The organism is Bradyrhizobium sp. CCBAU 11357, assembly GCF_028128865.1.
Lineage (GTDB): Bacteria > Pseudomonadota > Alphaproteobacteria > Rhizobiales > Xanthobacteraceae > Bradyrhizobium.
The window spans coordinates 135,155-158,702 of sequence record NZ_LBJW01000017.1; the positions used below are offsets into that span (position 1 = coordinate 135,155).

General features: G+C 65.9%; 24 protein-coding genes. 15 read left to right on the top strand and 9 right to left on the bottom strand.

What is annotated here, in order from left to right:
* Window positions 1-70: 70 nt before the first annotated feature.
* The 6 genes from XI05_RS05665 (at window position 71) to XI05_RS05690 (ending at window position 5,960) form a co-directional block, all read left to right on the top strand.
* Window positions 71-1,153 (top strand): ABC transporter ATP-binding protein, encoded by a 1,083-nt coding sequence (locus tag XI05_RS05665; RefSeq protein ID WP_271499547.1) that lies wholly within the window; start codon window positions 71-73, stop codon window positions 1,151-1,153.
* 36 nt (window positions 1,154-1,189) lie between these two features.
* Window positions 1,190-1,906, top strand: coding sequence for an HAD family hydrolase (locus XI05_RS05670; protein ID WP_271499549.1), 717 nt, complete (start codon window positions 1,190-1,192; stop codon window positions 1,904-1,906).
* Between the two features lie 14 nt (window positions 1,907-1,920).
* Entirely contained in the window at window positions 1,921-3,228 is a 1,308-nt protein-coding gene (locus tag XI05_RS05675) for an NAD(P)/FAD-dependent oxidoreductase (protein WP_271499551.1), read from the top strand.
* A gap of 21 nt (window positions 3,229-3,249) precedes the next feature.
* A complete protein-coding gene (locus XI05_RS05680; RefSeq protein WP_271499553.1) occupies window positions 3,250-4,296 on the top strand; it encodes an ABC transporter substrate-binding protein in 1,047 nt (348 codons plus the stop codon).
* Window positions 4,297-4,365: 69 nt separating this feature from the next.
* Window positions 4,366-5,178, top strand: a complete 813-nt coding sequence (locus XI05_RS05685; RefSeq protein ID WP_271500577.1) for an ABC transporter permease — start codon at window positions 4,366-4,368, stop codon at window positions 5,176-5,178.
* Window positions 5,175-5,960 carry an ABC transporter permease gene (locus XI05_RS05690; RefSeq protein ID WP_271499556.1) on the top strand — a complete coding sequence of 262 codons (786 nt, stop codon included), beginning with the start codon at window positions 5,175-5,177 and terminating at the stop codon, window positions 5,958-5,960. The genes XI05_RS05685 and XI05_RS05690 overlap by 4 nt, the downstream gene beginning before the upstream one ends.
* A 61-nt stretch (window positions 5,961-6,021) precedes the next feature.
* Here the strand turns inward: XI05_RS05690 and XI05_RS05695 are convergent, their stop codons facing one another.
* Entirely contained in the window at window positions 6,022-6,711 is a 690-nt protein-coding gene (locus tag XI05_RS05695; protein WP_271499559.1) for an aspartate/glutamate racemase family protein, read from the bottom strand.
* 214 nt (window positions 6,712-6,925) lie between these two features.
* Here XI05_RS05695 and XI05_RS05700 point away from each other — a divergent pair, with 214 nt between their 5' ends.
* From XI05_RS05700 to XI05_RS05710, 3 genes are read left to right on the top strand one after another with little or no spacing between them, the layout of a single operon-like run.
* Window positions 6,926-8,587, top strand: a complete 1,662-nt coding sequence (locus XI05_RS05700) for a thiamine pyrophosphate-binding protein (protein WP_271499562.1) — start codon at window positions 6,926-6,928, stop codon at window positions 8,585-8,587.
* 4 nt (window positions 8,588-8,591) lie between these two features.
* Window positions 8,592-9,857 carry an NAD(P)/FAD-dependent oxidoreductase gene (locus XI05_RS05705; protein WP_271499565.1) on the top strand — a complete coding sequence of 422 codons (1,266 nt, stop codon included), beginning with the start codon at window positions 8,592-8,594 and terminating at the stop codon, window positions 9,855-9,857.
* Between the two features lie 38 nt (window positions 9,858-9,895).
* Entirely contained in the window at window positions 9,896-10,672 is a 777-nt protein-coding gene (locus tag XI05_RS05710) for an SDR family NAD(P)-dependent oxidoreductase (protein WP_271499568.1), read from the top strand.
* Window positions 10,673-10,819: 147 nt separating this feature from the next.
* Here the strand turns inward: XI05_RS05710 and XI05_RS05715 are convergent, their stop codons facing one another.
* The 3 genes from XI05_RS05715 to XI05_RS05725 all read right to left on the bottom strand — a co-directional run bounded on the left by XI05_RS05715 (window position 10,820) and on the right by XI05_RS05725 (window position 14,646).
* Entirely contained in the window at window positions 10,820-11,614 is a 795-nt protein-coding gene (locus XI05_RS05715; protein ID WP_271499571.1) for an IclR family transcriptional regulator, read from the bottom strand.
* Window positions 11,615-11,689: 75 nt separating this feature from the next.
* Window positions 11,690-13,423 carry an FAD-dependent oxidoreductase gene (locus XI05_RS05720; RefSeq protein ID WP_271499574.1) on the bottom strand — a complete coding sequence of 578 codons (1,734 nt, stop codon included), beginning with the start codon at window positions 13,421-13,423 and terminating at the stop codon, window positions 11,690-11,692.
* Between the two features lie 8 nt (window positions 13,424-13,431).
* On the bottom strand, window positions 13,432-14,646 hold the full coding sequence (locus tag XI05_RS05725) for an ABC transporter substrate-binding protein (RefSeq protein WP_271499576.1): 1,215 nt from the start codon (window positions 14,644-14,646) through the stop codon (window positions 13,432-13,434).
* 482 nt (window positions 14,647-15,128) lie between these two features.
* Between XI05_RS05725 and XI05_RS05730 the strand changes: the two genes are divergently transcribed.
* Complete coding sequence (locus tag XI05_RS05730; protein WP_271499578.1) at window positions 15,129-16,430, top strand: MFS transporter; 1,302 nt, start codon at window positions 15,129-15,131, stop codon at window positions 16,428-16,430.
* Here the strand turns inward: XI05_RS05730 and XI05_RS05735 are convergent.
* A complete protein-coding gene (locus tag XI05_RS05735) occupies window positions 16,419-17,981 on the bottom strand; it encodes a hypothetical protein (protein WP_271499580.1) in 1,563 nt (520 codons plus the stop codon). The genes XI05_RS05730 and XI05_RS05735 overlap by 12 nt on opposite strands.
* A gap of 306 nt (window positions 17,982-18,287) precedes the next feature.
* Here XI05_RS05735 and XI05_RS05740 point away from each other — a divergent pair, with 306 nt between their 5' ends.
* From XI05_RS05740 to XI05_RS05755, 4 genes are all read left to right on the top strand, one after another.
* The gene (locus XI05_RS05740) at window positions 18,288-18,749 is read left to right on the top strand and encodes an Hsp20 family protein (protein ID WP_212254478.1); all 462 of its coding nucleotides are present in this window, start codon (window positions 18,288-18,290) and stop codon (window positions 18,747-18,749) included.
* 76 nt (window positions 18,750-18,825) lie between these two features.
* A complete protein-coding gene (locus XI05_RS05745; protein ID WP_271499582.1) occupies window positions 18,826-19,317 on the top strand; it encodes an Hsp20/alpha crystallin family protein in 492 nt (163 codons plus the stop codon).
* Window positions 19,318-19,404: 87 nt separating this feature from the next.
* Window positions 19,405-19,740 (top strand): hypothetical protein, encoded by a 336-nt coding sequence (locus XI05_RS05750; RefSeq protein WP_271499585.1) that lies wholly within the window; start codon window positions 19,405-19,407, stop codon window positions 19,738-19,740.
* A gap of 164 nt (window positions 19,741-19,904) precedes the next feature.
* Window positions 19,905-21,011 carry a trypsin-like peptidase domain-containing protein gene (locus tag XI05_RS05755; protein WP_271499588.1) on the top strand — a complete coding sequence of 369 codons (1,107 nt, stop codon included), beginning with the start codon at window positions 19,905-19,907 and terminating at the stop codon, window positions 21,009-21,011.
* A 70-nt stretch (window positions 21,012-21,081) separates the two neighbouring features.
* Here XI05_RS05755 and XI05_RS05760 read toward each other — a convergent pair whose 3' ends face one another.
* On the bottom strand, window positions 21,082-21,258 hold the full coding sequence (locus XI05_RS05760) for a hypothetical protein (protein ID WP_271499591.1): 177 nt from the start codon (window positions 21,256-21,258) through the stop codon (window positions 21,082-21,084).
* Window positions 21,255-21,626, bottom strand: a complete 372-nt coding sequence (locus XI05_RS39635) for a hypothetical protein (RefSeq protein WP_442869232.1) — start codon at window positions 21,624-21,626, stop codon at window positions 21,255-21,257. The genes XI05_RS05760 and XI05_RS39635 overlap by 4 nt, the downstream gene beginning before the upstream one ends.
* Before the next feature lie 113 nt (window positions 21,627-21,739).
* Between XI05_RS39635 and XI05_RS05770 the strand changes: the two genes are divergently transcribed.
* Window positions 21,740-22,141: a hypothetical protein gene (locus tag XI05_RS05770; RefSeq protein ID WP_271499593.1), complete on the top strand. Its 402-nt coding sequence runs from the start codon at window positions 21,740-21,742 to the stop codon at window positions 22,139-22,141.
* A 34-nt stretch (window positions 22,142-22,175) separates the two neighbouring features.
* Here XI05_RS05770 and XI05_RS05775 read toward each other — a convergent pair whose 3' ends face one another.
* On the bottom strand, window positions 22,176-23,027 hold the full coding sequence (locus tag XI05_RS05775; protein ID WP_271499596.1) for an HpcH/HpaI aldolase/citrate lyase family protein: 852 nt from the start codon (window positions 23,025-23,027) through the stop codon (window positions 22,176-22,178).
* Window positions 23,027-23,530 (bottom strand): MaoC family dehydratase, encoded by a 504-nt coding sequence (locus XI05_RS05780; protein ID WP_333939819.1) that lies wholly within the window; start codon window positions 23,528-23,530, stop codon window positions 23,027-23,029. Before XI05_RS05780 ends, XI05_RS05775 begins: the two co-directional genes overlap by 1 nt.
* Window positions 23,531-23,548: the final 18 nt, after the last annotated feature.

Sequence of the window (23,548 nt, forward strand, 5' to 3'; positions counted from 1 at the left end):
TGCTCCAAAGCCGTGTCTATAAAGCAGCCTTATGGCGCGCAGTGAGGCACGCCAGTCGCGAGGTCGATCGTTGGACAAGCGAGCGGAAAGCGTCGAGATCAGGTCCGCCAGCAAGGCCTATGGCGCCGTTCGCGCCCTCGACGACGTTTCGCTCAATGTCGGCGCCGGCGAATTCGTCTCGCTGCTTGGCCCCTCCGGCTCCGGCAAGACCACGCTGCTCGGCATTTTGGGCGGCTTCATCCTGCCGACGTCAGGCACGATTCTGTTCGGCGGCCGTGACGTCACCTGGATGCCGCCGCACAAGCGCGACATCGGCGTGGTGTTCCAGAACTACGCGCTGTTTCCGCATATGAGCGTCGGCGAGAACGTCGCCTTTCCCTTGCGCGCGCGACGCCTGCCGAAATCCTTCTGGCCGGACAAGGTGCGCGCAGCGCTCAGCATGGTCGGCCTTGCCGGCTACGAAGAGCGCGGCATCGCGCAGCTCTCCGGCGGCCAGCGCCAGCGCGTGGCGTTGGCGCGCGCCATGATCTTCGAGCCGCGCCTGATCCTGATGGATGAGCCGCTTTCCGCGCTCGACAAGCAGCTCCGCGAATCCATGCAGATCGAGTTGCGTGCGCTGCACAGACGGATCGGCGCGACCATCATCTACGTCACCCATGACCAGCGCGAGGCGCTGACCATGAGCGACCGCGTCGCCGTCATGAAGGACGGCCGGCTGGTCCAGATCGACGAGCCGGCGCGGCTGCACGATCATCCCGCCGATTCCTTCGTCGCCAGCTTCATCGGCGAAGCGACGATGCTGCCGGTCCGCCGCGTCGATGCCTCCAGCGTCGCGCTCGGCAATGCCTTGCTGCGCAGCGCGCGCGCCATTCCCGATGGCGATGCCCTGATGCTGGCCGTGCACAGCGAGAAGCTGCTGATCGACGACGGCGCGCAGGATGCCGCCTGCAACCGGCTGACCGGGACCGTCACCGACATCGTCTACCAGGGCGAGAGCCTGCGCATTTTCCTCGCGCTCGCCGACGGCATCGCGCTCAGCCTGCGCCAGCCGAGCTATCACCAGGCCTATCACCGCATTCCGCCGCTCGGCGGCAGCCTCACCGTCACGCTCCATCCAGAGGACACCATCGTCGTCCCCAGGGTGGGGGACTGAACTTCAGCCTCATCCAACCCGAGAGAAGAAACTGATATGTCGACCCAAGCCGCGTTCAGCAATTTCAAGGTCCTCACTTTCGACGTCGTCGGCACCTTGATCGATTTCGAGACCGGCGTGCTCTCCGCGGTGCGCAGGATCTCGGGCAAGACGCCGGCCGAGCTCAGCGACGACAAGATCTTCGAATCCTACAAGCGCGGGCGCGACAAGCATTACGAGCGTTCGAGCGAGGTGATGTTCCACGTGTACCGCTATCTCGCCAAGGAGCTCGGGCTGCCGGCGGATGACGCCTCCTGCGACGTGTTCCAACTCGCCGTGCTGCGCTGGGGGCCGTTCCCGGATTCGGTCGAGGCGCTCAAGCGGCTGCGCACAAAGTTCCGCCTGGTCGCGATGACCAATGCCGACCGCGTCGCACTGTCGTGCTACGCGCATGCGCTTGGCAATCCCTTCGATGACACCGTCTGTGCCGACGACACCGGCGTTGCCAAGCCTGATCCGGAATTCTTCGCCTACAACAAGGGCCGCCAGTCCGCCTTCGGCTACAAGCAGTCCGACATCCTGCACGTCGCGCAGAGCCAGTATCACGACATCGGTATCGCGCGGAAGCTCGGCTACAAGGTGTGCTGGATCGAGCGCCGCCAGGGCATCGCCGGCTTCGGCGGCACGCCGGCGGTGGAGACGCTGACCAAGCCGGACTTCCACTTCCCGACGCTGAAGGCGCTCGCCGACGCCGCGATCGGGCCGGCGGCATAACGGAGAGCTGTGGCATGACACGGGACTGGAGCGCGCTGCCATCGGTCAATTCGCTGTGGGAAGCCACGGCGGAGCCGGCGCGCGACTATCCCGTTCTGGCGGGTGAGCAACAGGCCGACGTGGTGATCATCGGCGCGGGCTACACCGGCCTCTCCGCCGCGCATCACCTTGCGAGGAGCGGGCTCAGCCCAATCGTGCTCGAAGCCAACCGCCCCGGCTGGGGCGCGAGCGGGCGCAATGGCGGGGTGATCACAGCGAAATTCCGCCTGTCATTCCGCGAGATCGACGCCGTGCATGGCCGAGCCATGGCGCGGCGCATGTACGAGATCGCGCATGAATCGACCGACATGGTGGAGGAGCTCGTCTCCGAATTCGGCATCACCAGCGCGAATTTGACGCGCACCGGCCAGGTCAAGGCTGCGCACAACGAGACGACGCTGAAGGCCGCCATCGACGAGGCCAACTGGATGACGCGCGAGATGGGTTCCGCCGAGGTCCGCATCCTCGACAAGAACGGCGTGCGCGAGGAAACCGGCTCCGACATCTTCGTCGGCGGCGTGCTCAATCCCGGTTCGGGCGGCATCCATCCGCTGAACTATCTGCGCGGCCTCGCCGACGGCGTGGCGCGCCGCGGCGTGCCCATCTTCCAAGAGTCGCCGGTCGTGCGGTTGCGGCGCGAGAACGGCGGCATCGTTGCCGAGACGCCGCAAGGCGCGGTGCGCGCAAAACAGGCGATCATCGCCACCAACAGCTATTCGGATCTGACCGGCGCCACAGCGCAGCTTCAGCGGACGCTGATCCCGTTCCGCAGCGCCATCATCGCGACCGAACGACTGCCGCGCAATCTCGCCGGAAAACTGATGCCGACGGGGCGCACCTACACCGAAACCAAGCGCATGATGCGCTGGTTCCGCATGGTCGACAACCGCGTCATCTTCGGCGGCCGCGGCGCCTTCGGCAAGCAGGACTCGCAGGCCGCCTTCGACGCCTTGCGCAAGGCGATGGTCGGCATCTTCCCCGATCTCGCCGATGTCCCGCTCGCATACAAATGGTCGGGCCTGGTCGCCATGACGCTGGACTCGGTGCCGCATATCGGCCGGCTCGACGAGCGCACGCTGTTCTCGGTGGGGTACAACGGCGCCGGCGTTGCGATGTCGAGCCTGATGGGCCGCTATCTCGCCGCCTTCGTGCGCGGCGAGACGCCCGACGTCGGCCTGCTCGATGCACGACGCATGAAGGCTATACCGTTCTATCCGCTGCGTGAGCCCGTCGTGCGCATGGTCGCCGGCTGGTACCAGTTTCTCGATGCGATCGGCAAGTAGGATCATTTGGAGGAGGTGAGGATGACGACGAAGCAGAAATTTGGATTGGGCTGCGCGCTGCTGGGCGCAATCGGATTGACCGGTGCGGCCGATGCCGCCGAGCAGATCACCTTCGTTTCGCAGGGCGGCGCCTATCAGCAGGCGCAGACGGTGGCGATCCTCGATCCCTCCGCCAAGAAGCTCGGCATCACCATCAACCAGGACTCCATTCCCGACGCCTGGCCCGCGATCAAGACGCAGGTCGGCAGCGGCAAGCCGATCTGGGACGTCGTCGACACCCCGACCGGCAACTGCCTGCGCGGCGGCGAGCAGGGGCTGATGGAGAAGCTCGACTTTTCGAAGATTCCAAACGGCGCGGCGATGCCGGAGGCCTATCGCAGTCCCTATTCGGTGTCCTACGAGTTCTATTCCAGCGTGCTGTCCTACAGCCAGAAGACGTTCCCGAAGGACGCGCCGAACAGCTGGGCCGATTTCTGGGACGTCAAGAAATTCCCCGGCCGCCGCGCGCTGCGCAACCACCCGTTCGCGACGCTCGAGGCGGCGCTGATGGCCGATGGCGTCGCGCCCGACAAGCTCTATCCGCTCGACGTCGACCGCGCCTTCAAGAAGCTGGAAGAGATCAAGCCGCACATCACGGTGTGGTGGACCTCGGGCGCACAGTCGGCGCAGCTGCTCAATGACGGCGAGGTCGACATGGAGATGGCCTGGAACGGTCGCGTCAGCGCGGTCGCCAAGGAAGGCGCAAAGGTCACCTTCACCTACAACCAGGGCATCTTGCAGAGCACCTCGCTCTGCATCCTCAAGGGCGCGCCGAATCTCGGTACGGCGATAAAATTCCTCAACGAGGCCGTCGATCCCGTGCACCAGGCCAACCTGCCGCTGCACATCGACTATGGTCCGGGCAATCCCAAGGCGTTCGAGACGGGCGTGATCAAGCCCGAGCGCGCGGCGCAATTGCCGAGCGAGCCGGCGAATGCGGCGAAGCAAGCGCTGATGTCCTACGCCTGGTGGTCCTCGCCGGCCGGAGAGGCCGCCGAGAAGCGCTGGGCGTCGTTCATGCAGAAGTAGGGCGAGGCAGCGTTGACGACATCCGTGCCAGATCCCTCCAAAAAGCATCAGCGCCGCGAGCACGGCCTGATGCTGGCATTGGTGTCGCCGGCGCTGCTCGTGATTCTGCTGCTCATCGTGCTGCCAGTCGGTTGGCTCGCCTGGCAGTCGATCTATCATGACGGCTTCACGCTGGAGAACTATCGCCGCGTCTTCACCGAAGACGTCTACTGGCGCAGCTTCGCGCTGACCTTCGAGATCAGCCTTGCGGTGACGGCAATCGCGCTGCTGCTCGGCTATCCCGTGGCCTATCTCGCCAATTCGGTGCCGAAAGGGTGGAGCATCCTCATCCTGTCGCTGGTCGTGCTGCCGTTCTGGACCAGCGTTCTGGTGCGCGCCTATGCCTGGCTGGCGCTGCTGCAGCGCACCGGCGTGATCAACCAGTTCCTGCGCTATCTCGATGTCATCTCCGAGCCTCTCGCGCTGGTCCACAACACTTTTGGTACTGTGGTTGCCACCGTGCACATCCTGCTGCCGTTCATGGTGTTGCCGCTCTACGCCACGATGCAGAAGATTCCGAACGATTTGATGCAGGCCGGCGCCAGCCTCGGTGCGAGCCCCTCGCTGACCTTCATGCGCGTGTTCCTGCCGTTGTCGCTGCCGGGCGTGCTCGCGGGCTGCACCATGGTGTTCGTGCTCTGCCTCGGCTTCTACATCACACCGGAGCTGCTCGGCGGCGGACGCACCGTGATGGTGTCGATGCTGGTGAGCCGCAACGTCGAGCTCTACAACCAGTTCGGGGCGGCGAGCGCGGTTGCCGTGGTGCTGCTCCTGAGCGTGCTCGCGATCTTCTTCGTCGTCAGCCGCTTCATCTCGCTCGATCGTGTGTTGGGGCAGAAATGATGCGCGCCTCGCCCGCACGGATTGCCCTGTACGTGATCAGCGTGCTGGTGCTGGTCTATCTGATCCTTCCCGTCCTGATCATCGCTCCGATCTCGTTCTCCAGCGCGCGCTTTCTGACCTTCCCGCCGCCGTCCTTTTCGCTGCGCTGGTACCAGCAATATTTCTCAAATCCCGCCTGGATGCAGGCGACGCGGGTGACGCTGACGGTCGCCCTCCTCACCGTCGTGATCGCGACCCCGTTCGGAGTGGCCGCTGCCTACGCCATCAGCCAGTCGAAGCTACGGATCATGCGGCTGATTCACATGGCGCTGCTGCTGCCGCTCGTGGTGCCGATCATCATCACCGCGGTCGGCATCTTCTTCGTCTATGCCAAGGTCGGCCTGGTCGCGACCATGCCCGGCCTCGTGCTGGCGAACGTGATGCTGGGCCTGCCCTATGTCGTCATCTCGGTGCTCGCGGGTCTGCAGAGCTTCGACCCCGCGCAAGAGATGGTGGCGCGCAGCCTCGGCATGAACCGCCTGCGCAGCTTCTTCGCGGTGACGCTGCCGCAGATCAAGTCCAGCGTGGTCGCCGGCGGCATCTTCGCCTTCATCTCGGCAATGGACGAGACCATCGTCGCGCTGTTCATCTCCGGCGGCCAGTACCAGCCGTTGACCAAGCGCATGTTCACCGCGCTGCGCGACGAGATCGATCCGACCATCGCCGCGATCTCGACCTTGATGACGGCGGCCTCATTCATGCTGGTGCTGCTGGCGAGCGCGCGACAGAAGCGGAGCGGGTGAGGATAGCCCACGACCCAGGGGACCTCGATCCCGGCACGGGGCTGAAATCGAGGGGATCAAATCACCCGATCGCGAAATCGGCGGCCGTCTCCGCGTGAATGGCGGTGGTGTCGAACGTCTCGACAGACGTGTCGTCCGGGCCGACCAGCATGGTGATCTCGGTGCAGCCGAGGATGATGCACTCGGCGCCGCCGGCGACGAGCGCCGCCATCACCTCCTGGTAGCGGCGGCGCGAGGGCGCGGCGACGTTTCCGAGGCACAGCTCGTCGTAGATGATGCGGTTCACCTCGGCGCGCGCGTCCGCGGGAGGGACCATGACGTCGAGATCGTGCGCACGCAATCGATCGATGTAGAAGTCCTCCTCCATCGTGAACTTGGTGCCGAGCAACCCGACCCGCCGATATCCCTTGGCCCGGATCCGCTCGGCCGTCGCATCGCCGATGTGGATGAACGGAACGGTGACGCTCGAGATGATCTCGGGCGCCAGTTTGTGCATCGTGTTCGTGCACAGCACGATGGCCCGCGCGCCGGCACTTTCGAGGAGCCGCGCGACCTCAGCGAGGCTCGTCGCCGCCTCCTGCCAGCGGCCGGCATACTGCATCTGCTTGATCTCCTCGAAATCGTAGGAATACATCAAGAGCGGGGCCGAATGCAGCTTGCCGATGCGGTCGCGGACCCGCTCGTTGATGAGCTTGTAGTAAAGCGCGGTGCTCTCCCAGCTCATGCCTCCGATCAGGCCAATGGTTTGCATTCCGGTGCTCCCAACGATTTGGTTCGGCCGGATCGTAGACGAAGATCTCGAAGCTCGCCATCGCGGCCGCGGCAGGGACTGTAGTGCAAACGGCAGGGACGGGCATGACGCCTGCGCAGGCTGCGAGAAGCCTTTCGACCTTGCGCACGCTCTCGGCCTGTCCTAGGCCAGTTCCGGATTAAGTGCGCATCGCCGAAGTCTTGAGGGAGCCGACATGACCATTCGCAACACCCGCACCGGGGGCCAGATCCTGATCGATCAGCTCGTCGCCCAGGGCGTCGAGCGCGTCACCTGCGTGCCGGGTGAGAGCTATCTGGCGGCCCTCGATGCGCTGCATGACAGCCCGATCGACGTCGTGATCTGCCGTGCCGAAGGTGGCGCGGCGATGATGGCCGAAGCCTATGGCAAGCTCACGGGCCGGCCCGGAATCTGCTTCGTCACCCGCGGCCCCGGCGCCACCAATGCCAGCCACGGCGTCCACATCGCGATGCAGGATTCGACGCCGATGATCCTGTTCGTCGGCCAGGTCGACACCGGCATGCGCGAGCGCGAGGCGTTCCAGGAGCTCGATTACAAGGCGGTGTTCGGCTCGATGGCCAAATGGGCGGTCGAGATCGATCGTCCCGACCGCATTCCGGAGCTGGTGGCGCGCGCCTTCCGCGTCGCCATGCAGGGCCGCCCCGGTCCCGTGGTGATCGCGCTGCCGGAAAACATGTTGACCGAAACGGCGGCCGTTGCCGATGCCATGCGCATCGAGCCGGCGGTGAGCTGGCCGGCGCCTGCGGATATCGAGAAGCTCGGCGCCATGCTCGCCGGCGCCAAGGCGCCGCTCGTCATTCTCGGCGGCTCGCGCTGGACCGATGAGGCGGCCAAGAGCATCGCGCGGTTCGCCGAGCGTTTCGACCTGCCGGTCGCGACCTCGTTCCGCCGGGCCTCGCTGATCGATGCCGACCACTCGCACTATGCCGGCGACCTCGGCATCGGGCCGAGCCCGGGCCTGAAGGCGCGCATCGACAATGCCGACGTTCTCCTGCTGATCGGCGGCCGCATGTCGGAGATGCCGTCCTCGTCCTATACGCTGCTCGACATTCCCAATCCGAAGCAGAAGCTGATCCATGTGCATCCGGGCTCCGAAGAGCTCGGCCGCATCTATCAGCCTGATCTGGCGATCCAGGCCGCGCCGGCCGCCTTCGCCGCTGCCGTCGAGACGCTGAAGCCTTCCGGCGCGGTGACGTGGAAGGGCGAGGCCGCCAAGGCGCATGCCGATTATCTCGCCTGGACCGGGAAGGCGCGCGAGCTGCCGGGCACGTTCCAGTACGGCCAGGTGATGACCTGGCTGCGCGATCGCCTGCCCAAGGACGCGATCGTCTGCAACGGCGCTGGCAATTATGCCGGCTGGATCCATCGCCATCACCGCTTCCACAGCTTTGCCGCCCAGCTCGCGCCGACCTCGGGCTCGATGGGCTACGGTGTGCCGGCGGGCGTGCTGGCCAAACGGCAATATCCGGATCGGGTCGTCGTCGCGTTTGCGGGCGATGGCTGCTTCCTGATGAACGGTCAGGAATTCGCCACCGCCGTGCAATACGACGCGCCGCTCGTCGTCATCATCATCGACAATTCGCAATACGGCACCATCCGCATGCACCAGGAGCGCGACTATCCCGGCCGCGTCGTCGGCACCCAGCTCAAGAACCCGGACTTTGCGATGTATGCGAAGGCGTTCGGCGGCCATGGCGAGCGTGTCGAGCGTACCGAAGAATTCGCGCCGGCGTTCGAGCGTGCGCTGGCCTCGGGCAAGCCGTCGATCCTCCACTGCATCATCGATCCCAGGGCGATCTCGGTCGGCAAGGATTTTACGCCCGCAGTGAAGGCTTAAAGCGATGCCGGCCGGCCGCCACGTCGCCATCATCGGAGCCGGCGCGGTCGGCGTGATCAGCGCGATCGAGGCGCTGCGCGAGGGCCACCGCGTCACGCTGATCGATCCCGGCGACCCGGGCGGCGAACAGGCGGCGAGCTACGGCAATGCCGGCTGGCTGTCGTCGCATTCGGTGATCCCGCCGGCAGAGCCCGGCGTCTGGAAGAAGGTGCCGGGCTATCTGATGGACCCGCTCGGCCCGCTCGCGATCCGCTGGTCCTACTTGCCGAGGGCGCTGCCCTGGCTGATCAAGTACCTGCTCTCGGGCTGGACCGCGGCGCGGGTCGAGACCACGGCGTTCGCGCTGCGCGACCTCTTGAAGGATGCGCCGCTGCTGCACCGGAAGCTCGCGGAAGAAGCCGGTGTCCCCGAATTGATCGAGCGCAACGGCGTGATGCACGTGTTCACCTCGCGCGGCAATTTCGACAACGATCTCGGCTGGCGCCTGCGCAAGAAGGTCGGCGTCGAATGGCTGGAGCTCAATGCCGACGAGATGCGCCAGCGTGAGCCGGATCTGCATCCGCGCTACACCTTTGGCGTGGTGGTGGAGGAGGCCGGGCGCTGCCGCGATCCCGGCGCTTACGTTGCCGCGCTCGCCAATCACGCGATCGCCAGCGGCGCCAAGCACGTGCGCGCCAAGGCGACCGGGCTGAAGCTCAACGGCGGCAAGCTCGTGGCCGTTCTCACCGAGGCCGGCGAGATCGCTTGCGATGCCGCTGTGGTCGCGGCCGGCGCCCGCTCGAAGCAGCTCACCGCGTCCGTCGGCGATGCCCTCCCGCTCGAGACCGAGCGCGGCTATCATGTCGTGATCGAGAATCCGGAAGGTGGTCCGCGCAGCTCGATGATGGCCTCCGACGCCAAGCTTGTGGTGAACTGGACGAACAAAGGCCTGCGCGCAGCCGGCACGGTCGAGATCGCCGGCCTCGAGGCCGCGCCGAACTGGAAGCGCGCCGAGATCCTGCGCAACCACCTGCTCGGCATGTTCCCGAAATTGCCGAAGGACATTTCGGCCTCGCGCGTCAAGACCTGGTTCGGCCATCGCCCGAGCATGCCGGACGGACGTCCTTGCATCGGCTATGCGCGCGCCTCCCGCGACATCGTTTATGCTTTCGGCCATGGCCATGTCGGCCTGGTCGGCTCGGCCCGCACCGGCCGTCTCGTCGCCCAGCTCGTGAGCGGCAAGGCGCCGGAGATTCCGCTCGCGCCGTTCGCGCCCGATCGTTTCCTCTGAGAGCAAGGTGAGATCGTCCCAAGTCCTGGAGTGAGACCATGAGACAATCCGGCAAGGTCGCGGCCATCACCGGCGCGGCGCGCGGCATCGGCAGGGCCTGCGCGCAGAGATTTTTGGACGACGGCGTCAAGGTCGTCATTTCCGACGTCGATGCCGAAGGCCTCGCCGCCACGGCCGCCGAGCTTGGCCGGCCGGATGCGTTGCGCACGATTGTCGGCAACGTCGCCAGGCGCGCGGACGTCGATCAGCTGGTCGCGACCGCGGTGAAGGAGTTCGGCCGGCTCGACATCATGGTCAACAATGCCGGCGTCGCCCGCAACCGCGACATCCTCGACATCACCGAAGAGGAATTCGACGAGATCATCGGCATCAATTTGAAAGGCGCGTTCTTCGGCGTGCAGGCGGCGGCGAGGCAGATGATCGCGCAAGGCGGCGGGGTCATCATCAACATGTCCTCGGTGAACGCGCTGCTGGCGATCCCTTCGCTTGCGACCTACGCGATGTCGAAGGGCGGCATGAAGCAGCTGACCTCCGTCGCGGCCGTCGCGCTCGCCCCGCACAACATCCGCGTCGTCGCGGTCGGGCCGGGCACGATCCTGACCGACATGGTGGCGTCGTCCATCTACACCTCGGAGGACGCCCGCAAGACCGTGATGTCACGCACGCCGGCCGGCCGCGGCGGCGAGCCCAGCGAGGTCGCCTCCGTCGTGGCGTTCCTTGCCAGCGACGATGCGTCCTACATCACCGGGCAGACGATCTATCCGGATGGCGGCCGGCTGGTCCTGAACTACACGGTGCCGGTGAAGGAGAAGTAGGGGGCGAGGTCGCTCCACATTCGCTGTCATCGCCCAGTATCCCAGAGGCCGGCGTTGAAGAGCTCGCTCTCGCCACGTCCGCCGCGGCGTACTGGATGCCCCGCCTGCGCGGGGCATGACAGCGTGTTTGTGTTGGGCTGCGGGGCCTCACTCCGCCGCAACCGTCATCCCGTGGCCAAGCCGTTTGGAAATCCCGCCGGCGCACTCGCGCAGGGCATGCGCGATCGGGCTGTCCCAGCGGGCATCAAACGTGCCTTCCGGGCCCATCGCGGTGATGACCAGCGCGACGTGGCCGGAATGATCGAACACCGGCGCGGAGAACGCGTTGACGCCGGGCAGGGGATCGCCGAGCGCGCGGGCGAGGCCGTGCTTGCGCACCTCTGTGAGCATCTCGGCCACTTTGGTACCCTTCACGGCGCGCTTCGGGTTGTAGCCGACGCCATGGCGGTCGAGGCCGCTGTCGAGCGCGGCGCTGATCGTCTTCTCCGGCAGGAAGGCCGCGAACGCGCGGCCGGTCGCGGTCTCCAGCAGCGCCATCACCGAGCCGACGCGCATCACGATGTGCACCGGCTGGGCCGGCTCTTCGAGCTGCACCACGGTCGGGCCGTGTGTGCCCCAGACCGCGAGCGAGACGGCGTGGCCGATCTGGCCCGCGAGGGCCGCGATCTTGGGACGCGCGATGCGCACGCCGGAGAGGCGACGCAGGCTGATCAGGCCGAGCTCCAGCGCCAGCGCGCCGATCTCGTAGCGGCCGGTGCTCTCGTCCTGCTCGATCAGGCCGATGCGGGAGAAGCTGGCGAGATAGGGATGCGCCTTGGCCGGCGTCATGCCGGCTTCGCGGGCGAGATCGCGCAGCATCATCGGCTCGCCGCTGCGGGCGAGCGCGCGAAGCAATTCGCCGCCGACCTCGATCGACTGGATGCCCCGGCTCTCTCTCTTCATGCGCCTCCGATGCGCCTGAGTTTTCGTTTGAGCATGATCGTTTCGGAAACCGCTGCTCACTTTTCCGGATCATGCTCACGCCGCGTCGCGCTTGGCGGCGCTGTCGGCAAGGTGTCTGCCGGCAATGTAGCCGAAGGTCAGCGCCGGCCCAAGCGTGATGCCTGCACCCGGATAATTGCCGCCCATGATGCTCGCCATGTCGTTGCCGGCGGCATAGAGGCCGGGAATCACCCGTCCCTCGGCGTCGAGCGCCCGCGCGTTCTCGTCGGTGAGGATGCCGGCATAGGTGCCGAGGTCGCCGATCACCATCTTGATGGCGTAGAACGGCCCGTTCTCGATCGGCGCGACGCAGGGGTTTGGGCCGTGCAGCGCATCACCCTGGTAGCGGTTATAGGCTTTTGAACCTTTGCCGAAGGCGGCATCAAGGCCTTGCGGCGCCGTCACATTGAACTGCTTGACGGTCTCGACGAATGCCTTGGCGTCGATCCCGGCTTTCGCCGCCAGCGCTTCCAGCGTATCGCCGCGCATGAGATAGCCGGTCTTCAAATGGTGACCCAGCGGCATCGGGAACGGCGGCACGCAGCCGAGGCCGTATGTCCGCAACGTCTTGTGGTCGCAGACCAGGAAGGCGGCGATCTCCTCATTGGGCTTGGCCGCCTTGGTCATGGCCTGGACGAAGTCGTGATAGGAATTGCCTTCATTGGCAAAACGCTTGCCGTCGCGCATCACCGCGATCACGCCGGGCTTGGCGCGGTCGATGAAATGCGGCATCACGCCCTTCGATCCGTCCTTGCGGGTGGTCAGCGACACCGGCACCCAGGCCGCCGCGTTCGGCAGGCGATCCTCGATGCGGCCGCCGGCGCCTTCCGCAAGGCGCAGGCCGTCGCCGGTGTTGCCCGCAGGCCCGGGCGAATAATGCTCGCTGCCGGTCGGCGCGTGCGGGAACATCTTCCTGCGCCGCTCGACGTCGTGCGGAAAGCCGCCGCAGGCGAGCACGACGCCCTGGCGGGCGCGGACACGCACGGTTCGTCCCTCGCGCGAGACGATGGCGCCGGTCACAGCGCCGTTTTCGACGGTCAGCTCGCGCACCGGCGAGGACAGCCACATCGGAATCTTCAAATCCTGCGTAGATTTCGCGAGACGCCCAGCGAGCGCATTGCCGTTGGTCAAGGTCATGCCGCGGCCGTAGCGCAGTACGTCCATCAGATGCCGCGACAGGCGCTTGGCGACATAGACCGCCGAGGTCAGCGACTTCGTCACCCGCATGAAATGGATGATCTCCTTGCCGGACCCGAGCATCATGCCGAACACGGTGAGCTCGGGCAGCGGCATGCCGAGCGATTTGATGAGCTCGCCGAGCTCGCGGCCGTCGAACGGGCGCGTCACCATGGAGCGGCCGCCCTGGGCGCCGCCGGGCGCTTCCGCGTGGTAATCGGGAAACACCAGCGGCATGTCGAAGCGCAGCGCGGTCTTGGTGGTGAAGAAATCGACCGCTTCAGGGCCGGCGCTCAGGAAGGCATCGACGCGTGCGCCGTCGTAATTGTTGCCGGCCTCGTGCCGCAAGTACGTGCGGGCCTGCTCCGGCGTCTCTTCGATGCCGTACGCCTTCGCCAGCGAGGTGCCGGGGATCCAGAGCCAGCCGCCGGACCGGGCTGTGGTGCCGCCGAAGCGCGGCTCCTTTTCCACGATCAGCACGTCGAGGCCGCGGTAGCGCGCGGTGATCGCGGCCGACATGCCGGAGCAACCCGATCCGGCCACGAGCACGTCGCACTCGTAGGTCTCCATGGCGCCATGCTCGTTGCCAGCCATATCGGGCCTCACTTTTTCAGGAGCGGACACTTGGATTCGGAGACCGGGCGGAAGGCGTCCTCGCCCTTCACGGTCTTGACGATGTCCAGATAATCCCACGGCTCCTTGGACTGCTCGGGCGACTTCACCTTGGCGAGATACATGTCGCGGATGACACGGCCGTCCTCGCGCAACTTGCCGCCGTGGACGAATGTATCCTCGATCGGCAGCTCGCGCATCTTCGCCATCACCTTGGCGGAATCGTCGGCGCCGGCCGCCTTGATCGCCTTGAGATAATGCAGCACCGAGCCATAGACGCCGGTCTGGATCATGGTCGGCATCACCTTGGTGCGCTCATAGAACTTCTTGGACCAGGCGCGGGTGGCCTCGTCCATGGCCCAGTAGGACGCAGTGGTCATGTAAGTGCCCTGCGCGGCCTTGAGGCCGATGGCGTGCACGTCGGTATCGAACATCAAGAGGCCGACCAGCTTCTGGCCGCCCTGGACCAGGCCGAACTCGCCGGATTGCTTGATGGCGTTATCGGTGTCCTGACCGGCATTGGCGAAGGCGACGACGTCGGACTTCGAGCTCTGCGCCTGCAGCGCGAAGGATGAGAAGTCCGCGGTGTTGGTCGGATGCTTGACGCCGCCGAGCACCTTGCCGCCCATCTCGTTGATGAAGCGGGTAGCATCCTTCTCGAGCTGCTGGCCGAAAGCGTAGTCCGCGGTGATGAAGTACCAGGACTTGCCGCCTTCCTTGATCACGGCGGACGCGGTCACCTTCGACAGCGCAAAGGTGTCGTAGGTGAAGTGCACGGTGTTCGGGCTGCACAGCTCGTCGGTCAGCGAGCTCGCGCCGGGGCCGGAGAGCAGCGCGATCTTGCCGCGCTCACGCACCATGTTGTGGACGGCGATCGCAATGCCGGAGTTGGGGATGTCGACGACGGCGTCGACCTTTCCGTTGTCGAACCAGCCGCGGACGATCTGCACGCCGACGTCGGTCTTCATCTGGTGGTCGGCGCTGATGATCTCGATCGGCTTGCCGAGCACGGTCGGCCCGAATTCCTCCACGGCCATCTTCGCGGCCTCGACCGAGCCCGGCCCAGAGTTGTCGCGGCCCCAGCTCGACAGATCGGTCAGCACGCCGATCCGCACCACGTCGTCGGACACTTGCGCGGTCGCCGCCGATGTCATGGCCGCCGAAGTCATGGCCGCGAGCATGGTGCAGGCCAGGAGCCCTCTCATTGTCGTTTCCTCTCTTATTGGCCGCTTGGCGCGGCAGGGTTGTTGTGGAGGTAAATTAGATATTGGCGAATTAGTTTGTCAATGGCGAATAAGGGGGCGGAATGGGTTCCCCGATAGTTGGGCAACGTTCGCGTAGGTAGCGCTAATGCCTCAACACCCGTCATTGCGAGCGAAGCGAAGCAATCCAAAATCTTTCCACGGAGGCAGTCTGGATTGCTTCGTCGCAAGGGCTCCTCGCAATGACGGGTGTCGGAGCGGCGGCACCGGTCGCTTTCGTGTCCCGGACGCGCTGCAGCGCTCTTGCACTGCTGCGCAGAGCCGGGACCCATGCACGGGCTGCCTGAGGAAGGATGGGCCCCGGCTCTGCTGCGCATCACTTCGTGCTGCGCAGCGTCCGGGGCACGAGAGCAAACAGAACTCCCACAAGTTGCAACCGTCACAACGTTTGGCCATGATGCCCACTGGAATCGTTGGGGCAGGGCATGACGACAGCAATGGGCGTCTCCGCGTCCGCGGAGAGATCGACGACGGCGCATGTGGTGTGGGCGAGTGCGCTCGGCACCGCCATCGAGTGGTACGATTTCCTGATCTACGGCACGGCGGCGGCGCTGGTCTTCAACAAGCTGTTCTTCCCGAGCTTCGATCCCTTCGTCGGCACGCTCGCGGCATTCTCGACCTATGCGGTCGGCTTCGTCGCGCGGCCGATCGGTGGCGCCATCATCGGGCATTACGGCGACCGGCTCGGCCGCAAGACCATGCTGGTTGCAACCATGATCGCGATGGGGCTCGGCACCTTCCTGATCGGCTGCCTGCCGACCTACAGCCAGATCGGCGTCTGGGCCCCGATCCTGCTCGTGATCCTTCGCTTCGTTCAGGGCATCGGGCTCGGGGGCGAGTGGAGCGGCGCGGTCGTGATGGTGATCGAGCACGCCGGCAACCGCCGCGGCTTCTACGGCAGCCTGGTGCAGGTCGGCTTTCCCGTCGGCGTCGCCGCCTCGACCGGCATCTTCGGCCTGATGACGAAGCTGCCCGAGGCGGATTTCCTCAGTTGGGGCTGGCGGGTGCCGTTCCTGATCAGCATCCTGCTCGTCGGCGTCGGCTTCATCGTGCGGCTCAAGCTGGCTGAGACGCCTCACTTCAAGGAGATCGTCGAGCGCAAGGAGGTGCTGGCACAGCCGGCCCTCGAAGTGCTGCGCCGCGACTGGCGCAGCTTTCTGCTCGCGATCGGCATCACGGTGTCGGAGGTCGGGCTCGCTTATCTCCTCACCGTGTTCACGGTGGTTTACGCGACGACCAAGCTTGGCCTGCCACGGCAGGTGATCCTGGATGCCGTGGTCTATGCCGCGATCGTCGAGTTCGCGACGCTGCCGCTGGCCGGCTGGCTGTCCGACATGTTCGGACGCAAGGCGCTGTACCTGGCCGGCGGCGTCTTCTCGGTGGCGTTGGCGTTCCCGCTGTTCTGGTTCCTCGACACCAAAGAGCCGGCGCTGATCACGCTTGCGCTCGTCGTCACGATGACGCTCACCCATGCGCTGCTGTTCGGGCCGAAGGCCGCGTTCATGCCGGAGCTGTTCCGCACCCAGGTGCGCTACAGCGGCGCCTCGCTCGGCGCGAATGTCGCGGCGGCGTTGAGCGGCGGCTTCTCGCCGCTGATCGCGGCGGCGCTGCTGGCATGGGCCGGATCGTACTGGGCGGTCTCGGTCTACATCGTTGCGCTGTCGATCATCACCATCTTCGCAACGCTGCTGGCGCCGGAGACGGCGCGGGACTCGCTAAGATCCTGAGCGTCGGGACAGGCAAGCCGGATTTGCAGCGTTCGAAAGCACCAGGAAGGTGATCGTTGTCGGCGCGAGCCGGATCGCGCCCGGTGGTGTTGCGCGTGCCTGAAGCGGCGGCAGCTGGCCATCAGGGGTCAACGCGAGCGTCTTGCCGTTCAGCTGCACAATCGTGCCCTGCAGCCGCGCCGCGTGCAGTGTGTACCGCTCGGCGGAATCCGGCAGCGATAGCGTGCGCGATGTGCTGCGCGAGGTGTTGATCGCGAGCAGCGACACCGCACCTGGTTTGGCCGGATGGCAATGCGCATAAACATGGAGATCGCGCGGAGCAGAATTGCCTGCGTCGAGCACGATCGTTCCCATCAGCTGGCGCCAGAGCATAGCGGCCCAATAGCTCGGCCGCGGCCGGAACGTCGTTTCCTCGAGCAGACCGTAATCGCTGGCGGCCAGCGTGTTGTGCATCACCACCTGCACGCCGGCCTTCGCCAGGCGTCCGAGCTGGTCGAGATAGCGGAACGTGTCCAGAAAAGTCCGGTCCCATAAGCCGCCGCCGCAGGCAGCATCAGCCGTCTCGGTCAGCCAGATCGGCTTGCCCGGCTCGAATGCGTCGCGCAGGGCCTGGTAGGTCCCGAGTGTCGTATCCGTGCGGCCCAGCCATTGCTCCGAGAGGGCCTGCGCCGGATCGTCGTGCCCGCCGCAGCGCGGCGAGATCGTGTTGTAATGGTGATAGGAGAACCGATCGACGCCGGGACCGGATGCGGCAAGCAGATCGCGTGTGGTGAGCTCCGCCCCGGATGGCGATGGTGCATCACCAGCCGAGCCCGGGCCGAGGATCAGCGTCTCCGGTGCGGCGCGCCGCATCCAATCGCGAAAGACCTTGAAGTCGCGGCCATAGGCGGCCGCGTCATAGCCCACTGGTGCGCCGTTCGTCGCTGCGAGCGTCGGCTCGTTCATGAATTCGGCGGCGACGATGCGGCCATCGAGCGCGCGCGTCGCCTCGACCAGCTGCTGCGCCTGATCCGGCTTCCAAATGCCGTGGGCATCGCGGCTGCCGGGACTGATCGCAAAGGAGGTGACGATCTCCGCATTGACCGCACGCGCGAACTCCACCACGCCACGCCATTGCGCTCGGCTGAGCACCGCGTTGAATCCCGGCGGCGGCTGTCCCGGCGCCTCGGCAAAGAACGTCGCATTGGCCCAGGTGCCGCTCACGCGCAGATAGGCCGGCGACAACGCCGCCGCGAGCCGGCGCAGTTGCGCATTGGCAAGATCGATCGGCGGCCGCGCGCTGTAACGGTCCCGTTGGTCGAAGGCGCGTGCGGTTCGCGGATAAGGTTTCCAGAACCGCCCGCCGGTCACCTCCACCATTTCGATATTGTAGGACTGAAAGCGCGCATCGACCGTTCCGATCGGCTTCAGTCCGGTGGGCGAGATGGCGATGTCCTCGGCCTGCGCCGCACAGGCCGTTGCGGCGGCGAGCAGGGCAATCGCGCCGGCCGCGAGACCAGCTGGACGCCGTGGGGACCCTGGTCTGCGGTGTGTTGTCGCCTGGTTCGTCATGCGCGTTGCCCGGGGCCAGACGCCCGGAGGCAATCCGGCCTTACCCTCGACCCGCCGACTTTACCCCTATTTACCTTGCCGTTGCCGCCGAGAGCGTCCGGGCCCGCGGGCTATCGATGGGGCAGAAAAATTTCGTCGGCCCCTCTTGAAACCGTTTTCCGGTTTTCTAAGTCGTTTTTCGCCGCGAGAGCGGTGTGCCGGATGCCAGATCGGGTCCGGCACGGGCGCCGGGCAGGTCTTTCGGACCCGTCTGAATCCCCGCCTTGCGCTCCTTCGTATCCATCTTGCTCTTTGGAGGACTTGGTTATGAGGACCAGTTTTGACTTCGCGCCCCTGTGGCGATCCACCATCGGCTTCGACCACCTGGCCGACCTCGTCGACAGCACGCTACGCCAGGCGACCGAGGACAATTATCCCCCCTACAACATCGAGCGCTCCGGCGAAGATCACTACCGGATCAGCCTTGCCGTAGCGGGCTTCGGCGCCAACGACATCACGGTGACGGCCGAACAGAACGCGCTCACCATCGAGGGCAAGAAGCCCGAGACGGCCGCGCGCGAATATTTGTACCAGGGCATCGCCGCGCGTCCGTTCCGGCGCGTGTTCAACCTCGCCGACTATGTCCAGGTGAAGCAGGCCTCGTTCCAGGACGGGCTCCTGATCATCGACCTCGTCCGCGAGGTTCCGGAAGCCATGAAGCCGCGCCGCATTCCGATCGCGGGCGGCGCTCCCGCGGCATCGCAGATCGAGCAGAAGAAGGCAGCCTGAGCGCTCGATCGAAAGGATAGCGGAACGCGGCGCGCCGATGCGCGGGCCGCGCTCCCGATGCATGAAGGAGAGTCCCATGGCTTTTCGTGATCTCATTCCCTGGTCGAGGAACCAGGAGCTTGCGCCGGCGCGCGACAATTTCGATCCATTCCTGACGCTTCACCGCGAGATGAACCGTCTGTTCGACGACGTCTTCCGCGGCGTCAGTGGGACCGGCCTGTCGCCGCTGATGGAAGGCCGCTTCGGCTGGCCGAAGGTCGAGCTCAGCGAGACCGACAAGACGCTGACCGTCTCGGCCGAGCTTCCCGGCCTGACCGAGAAGGACGTTCAGCTCGAGATCGCCAATGGCGTCCTGACCGTCCGCGGCGAGAAGAGGGCGGAGCGCAGCGGCGAAGGCAGGTTCTTCACCGAGCGCTATTATGGCGCCTTCGAGCGGCAGATTCCGCTGGAGGGCGTCGAGGAGGACAAGGCCGAGGCGTCGTTCCAGAACGGCGTCCTGACCGTGTCGCTGCCGAAATCGGAGAAGGCGCGCGAAGGCGTCAAGCGCATCGCGATCAATACGCATTGACGTCAAGCGGGACGGCGGCGATGTGGCGCCGCCGTCTCACCGTCAACACGCCGTCCCCCTGGAAAGGAGCATGTGGGAGACCCACCGATGACCAACGTGAATACCAGTTCCGGCACTCTCAATCCGCTGTTTCATCCTGCCGCCCACTACGATTCGCCTGCCGACGTCCTGAATGCCGAAGAGCTCTCTTCGCCCGAGAAGCGCGTCATCCTGTCGTCCTGGGCATCGGACATGTACGCGGTCGAATCCTGTCCCGCCTTGCGCGAGATTCCCGGGATGAGCCACACGGTCCGGCTCGCCGACATTCTGGCCGCCTTGTGCAAGCTCGACGGCGACAACGACAATGACGACCCGCCGCGCGGCGGCGGCGTGCCGATGCGGCTGCGGCGGCCATGGGCCGCCGCAGAAGGGCAGGCGGCATGATGGTCACGCCCACCGTCCTCGCGCTTGTGCTGCTCGGCCAAGCCGCGGCAGCCTGGACCGTCCCGCTCTTGGCCTTGCAGGGCTGGATCGTCGCGTCAGGCGACGAAGGCTGAAGCCACGAAGGTTTCGAATCTCCCCACAACACAAGCGGCAGGGTGACGATGATGAATGCTGTGCGTCTGCTATTCCTAGCCTTGCTGATGCTGACGCTCACGGCATCGCAGCCTGCCGCCGGCCAGATCCCGGATCTCAAGACCGGCGGCCCGGTGCCGACCCTGGCGCCGCTGGTGCGCCAGGTGACGCCGGCCGTCGTCAACATCTCCGTGCACGGCCGCGTGCGCGAGGACAACCCGCTCTATCGCGATCCGCTCTTCCGCGAATTCTTCGAGGTTCCCCGGCAGATCGAGAAGGAGGTCAATGCGACCGGCTCCGGGGTGATCGTCGACGCCCAGCGCGGCTATGTGCTGACCAACAATCACGTGGTCGAAGGCACCTCCGCCGTTCAGATCACGACCAAGGACGGCCGGCAGTTTTCCGCCAAGGTCATCGGCCGTGATCCGCCGACGGACGTCGCTGTGCTCCAGGTCCAGAACCCGGTCGGGCTCAAGGCGCTTCCGTTCGGCGACAGCGACGGACTCGATGTCGGGGATTTCGTGCTTGCGATCGGCAATCCCTTCGGCCTCGGCCAGACCGTGACCTCGGGGCTCGTCAGCGCACTGGGCCGCACCGGCCTCGGCAAGCAGGGCTATGAGGATTTCATCCAGACCGATGCGGCGATCAATCCCGGTAATTCCGGCGGCGCGCTGGTCAGCCTGCGCGGCGAGCTCGTCGGCATCAACTCGGCGATCATCTCGCCCGCGGGCGGCAATGTCGGCATCGGCTTTGCCATTCCGGTCAACATGGCGCGCAAGGTGATGGAGCAGATCATCGTGAGCGGCCGCGTCGAGCGCGGCCGCATTGGCGTTTCGCTGAAAGACCTGCATCCGTCGGTCAACAAGGGATTGAATCAGGGCGCCGTCATTGCCGAGATCGCGGCGGATTCGCCCGCAGACAAGGCGGGACTGCGCAAGGGCGACATCGTGACCGGCGCCGACGACCGCCCGATCCGCACTGCCGCCCAGCTCCGCAATACGATCGGCCTTGCGCGCGTCGGCGAGGACGTGAAGCTCACGCTGCTGCGCAATGGTGCGCCGTTCACGGCCACCGTGAGAGTGGCGCCCGCAACTGAGCCGAGCAGCGCGCTCGCAGGCCCCAATCGTCTCGTCCGCTGAAACGAATGCGCCGACGAACCGCGGAAGCGGTTCGTCGGCGCGATGATCACGGGACGTGTGATCTCCGGGCTCAGGCGGCGCGGTGATCCAGTCCGCCTTGCAGGTCCCGGATCAGCCGCCGCTCGCGTTCGATGCGCTGGCGATAGAGCTCGCGCTCATGCTCGCTCTTGGCGCTGGCAAGAAGCAGCTCGTATTGGCCGATGACCTTCTCGCTGCCGCGGATGAGCAGGTCGCGTTGGCTGTTCATTGCGCCATCTCCATTGCGCCAGCCGGCGCCTCAGAGGCGCGGAGGCCGACGGGAAAGGTCGCTGCGGTCAGGCCATCGAGCGCCGATTGCTCTTCGGCGAGGCGCCTCTCGATGAATTGGCGCTCCAGCTGCGACAACCTGGTCTTCAGCAGGCGCCGGTAGCGGTGGATGTTGTTGCGGTGCGCACGAATGCGGGCCAGATTCTCATCGAGCATCGTCGTCTCTCCAGACGGTCGCGTTGGATCCTTTGGTTGTGCGAGGATGAGAAGGTCTCTTCTCGGCGAAAAAATATTCAACGGGCGAGCGCTGTCAAGATCTTGGCGCGCCTGTCCTTGTTGCTGGCTCCCTGGAGATCGATGATCGGCCAATCGACCTGTCCGGACGGCCGGGTTCCGGGCGCGATTGCCTTTTGTTGGCCGGCAAGCGAACCTCGTGTGGCCATATTTGAGCAGGAGTGATCCTTCGCGAGGGAGGCGCTCCGATGACCAAGGCACTGATCACTGCTGTCGCAATGCTGGCTTGCATGCCCGCGAGCGCGCTCGCGCAGGAGCGCGCGGGCGATGCGGCGCTCGGCGCGGTCTCGGGTGCGGTGGTGCTGGGCCCGGTCGGTGCGGTCGCCGGCGCCTTGATCGGCTACACGGCCGGACCGTCGATCGCCCGTTCCTGGGGCCTGAGAGGCTCGCAGTCGGCAAGGCACCGGCAGCCGCCGCCGCGTCGCGCCGCCGCGACCGGCAGCCCGCCGCGCACGCGCGAGGCGATGGCCGCCAACGGCCAGATGAGAGCTGCCGGCAATCCGGCTCCGCCGGTCCAGGCAATGCCGGTTCAGGCCGCGCCTGCCGCGCCGGCGCAACCGCCCGCACCGCCCGTTCAGGCATTCGATTGAGGCCGCCAACTTCAGGCCGCAGCCTACGCCCGCTCTAGGATTGCCCGAGAATCTTCTTCGCGGCGCGCAGATGCGGCTTGTCGATCATCTGGCCGTCGAGCCGCAGTGTGCCGGAATTGGGATTGCTCGCGAATGCTGCGATCACCTTCTCCGCCCAGGCGCGCTCGGCCTCCGTCGGCGCGAAGGCCGCGTTGACGATGTCGACATGCTTGGGATGGATCAGCGCCTTGGCCGAAAAGCCGTCGCGCCGCGCCGCGCGCGTCTCCTGCTCGAGGCCGGCGAGATTGTCGATGTCGGTGTAAACCGTGTCGATCGGCGCGACCTCGGCCGCGGCCGCCGCCATCAGGCAGAGATCGCGCGCCAGGCGATAGGGGCTGTGGAACACGCCGCCGCTCGCCTTCTCGGTGGCGCCGAGCGAGGCGGAGAGATCCTCCGCGCCCCACATCAGGCCGGCGAGGCGAGGGGAGCAGCCCTTGTAGCTGCCGAGCCCGAAGATCGAGCCGGCGGTCTCTGTCGCGACGCAGACGATGCGGGTCGAACCGGCCGCGATGCCGGCAGCGGCTTCCAAAGCCTCGAGCCAGGTCGCGACCTGCCGCACGTCGTCGCCGCCTTGCGATTTCGGCAGCACGATGCCGTCAGGCCTGCCCGGCATCACCGCAGCGAGATCGGCCAGCGTCAGGCCGGTGTCGAGCGCGTTGACGCGGACGTAGAGCTGATGCGGGCCGGGGCGGCTCGTCAGCATCGAGAGCGTGAGCTCACGCGCTTCGGCCTTCTTCTCGGCGACGACGGAATCCTCGAGGTCGATGATCAGCGCGTCGGCCTTGCCTTCGCTCGCCTTCTCGAATTTGCGCGGGGAATCGCCCGGCACGAACAGCATCGAACGCATCAGATCGGCCTCTTGTGCATCATCGCCATGCGGCGGCATTTGCCGACGATCTCGTCGTTCTGGTTCAGGGCGTGGTGCTCGAACTCGACGATACCGGCCCTGGGCCGCGATCTGGATTCCCGCACCGAGAGCACCTTTGTCGTCGCCCGCAACGTGTCGCCATGGAAGACCGGCTTTGGAAAGGTGACGTCGGTCATGCCGAGATTGGCGACGGTGGTGCCCAGGGTCGTATCATAGACCGTCATGCCGATCATGATGCCGAGCGTGTAAAGGCTGTTGAAAATGCGTTGGCCGAACTCGGTCTTCTCGGCGAAATGGGCGTCGATGTGCAGCGGCTGCGGGTTGAGCGTCAGCAGGCTGAATAGGGTGTTGTCCATCTCCGTGACGGTCCGGCTCAGCGGATGCCTGAACTCCTGGCCCACGGAAAAGTCCTCGAAATAAAGTCCGGCCATCGCGGTTTCCTCCCTGCGAAATAACGGCGCGCTCGTCACGTCGCGCCGCATGACCCCATGCATGGTAGA

Bases quoted from the DNA above. Each gene is read 5' to 3' on its own strand.
- XI05_RS05670 (WP_271499549.1), top strand. From the start codon at position 1,190: ATGTCGACCCAAGCCGCGTTCAGCAATTTCAAGGTCCTCACTTTCGAC.
- XI05_RS05675 (WP_271499551.1), top strand. From the start codon at position 1,921: ATGACACGGGACTGGAGCGCGCTGCCATCGGTCAATTCGCTGTGGGAA.
- XI05_RS05680 (WP_271499553.1), top strand. From the start codon at position 3,250: ATGACGACGAAGCAGAAATTTGGATTGGGCTGCGCGCTGCTGGGCGCA.
- XI05_RS05685 (WP_271500577.1), top strand. From the start codon at position 4,366: ATGCTGGCATTGGTGTCGCCGGCGCTGCTCGTGATTCTGCTGCTCATC.
- XI05_RS05690 (WP_271499556.1), top strand. From the start codon at position 5,175: ATGATGCGCGCCTCGCCCGCACGGATTGCCCTGTACGTGATCAGCGTG.
- XI05_RS05695 (WP_271499559.1), bottom strand. From the start codon at position 6,711: ATGCAAACCATTGGCCTGATCGGAGGCATGAGCTGGGAGAGCACCGCG.
- XI05_RS05700 (WP_271499562.1), top strand. From the start codon at position 6,926: ATGACCATTCGCAACACCCGCACCGGGGGCCAGATCCTGATCGATCAG.
- XI05_RS05705 (WP_271499565.1), top strand. From the start codon at position 8,592: ATGCCGGCCGGCCGCCACGTCGCCATCATCGGAGCCGGCGCGGTCGGC.
- XI05_RS05710 (WP_271499568.1), top strand. From the start codon at position 9,896: ATGAGACAATCCGGCAAGGTCGCGGCCATCACCGGCGCGGCGCGCGGC.
- XI05_RS05715 (WP_271499571.1), bottom strand. From the start codon at position 11,614: ATGAAGAGAGAGAGCCGGGGCATCCAGTCGATCGAGGTCGGCGGCGAA.
- XI05_RS05720 (WP_271499574.1), bottom strand. From the start codon at position 13,423: ATGGCTGGCAACGAGCATGGCGCCATGGAGACCTACGAGTGCGACGTG.
- XI05_RS05725 (WP_271499576.1), bottom strand. From the start codon at position 14,646: ATGAGAGGGCTCCTGGCCTGCACCATGCTCGCGGCCATGACTTCGGCG.
- XI05_RS05730 (WP_271499578.1), top strand. From the start codon at position 15,129: ATGACGACAGCAATGGGCGTCTCCGCGTCCGCGGAGAGATCGACGACG.
- XI05_RS05735 (WP_271499580.1), bottom strand. From the start codon at position 17,981: ATGACGAACCAGGCGACAACACACCGCAGACCAGGGTCCCCACGGCGT.
- XI05_RS05740 (WP_212254478.1), top strand. From the start codon at position 18,288: ATGAGGACCAGTTTTGACTTCGCGCCCCTGTGGCGATCCACCATCGGC.
- XI05_RS05745 (WP_271499582.1), top strand. From the start codon at position 18,826: ATGGCTTTTCGTGATCTCATTCCCTGGTCGAGGAACCAGGAGCTTGCG.
- XI05_RS05750 (WP_271499585.1), top strand. From the start codon at position 19,405: ATGACCAACGTGAATACCAGTTCCGGCACTCTCAATCCGCTGTTTCAT.
- XI05_RS05755 (WP_271499588.1), top strand. From the start codon at position 19,905: ATGAATGCTGTGCGTCTGCTATTCCTAGCCTTGCTGATGCTGACGCTC.
- XI05_RS05760 (WP_271499591.1), bottom strand. From the start codon at position 21,258: ATGAACAGCCAACGCGACCTGCTCATCCGCGGCAGCGAGAAGGTCATC.
- XI05_RS05770 (WP_271499593.1), top strand. From the start codon at position 21,740: ATGACCAAGGCACTGATCACTGCTGTCGCAATGCTGGCTTGCATGCCC.
- XI05_RS05775 (WP_271499596.1), bottom strand. From the start codon at position 23,027: ATGCGTTCGATGCTGTTCGTGCCGGGCGATTCCCCGCGCAAATTCGAG.
- XI05_RS05780 (WP_333939819.1), bottom strand. From the start codon at position 23,530: ATGCGGCGCGACGTGACGAGCGCGCCGTTATTTCGCAGGGAGGAAACC.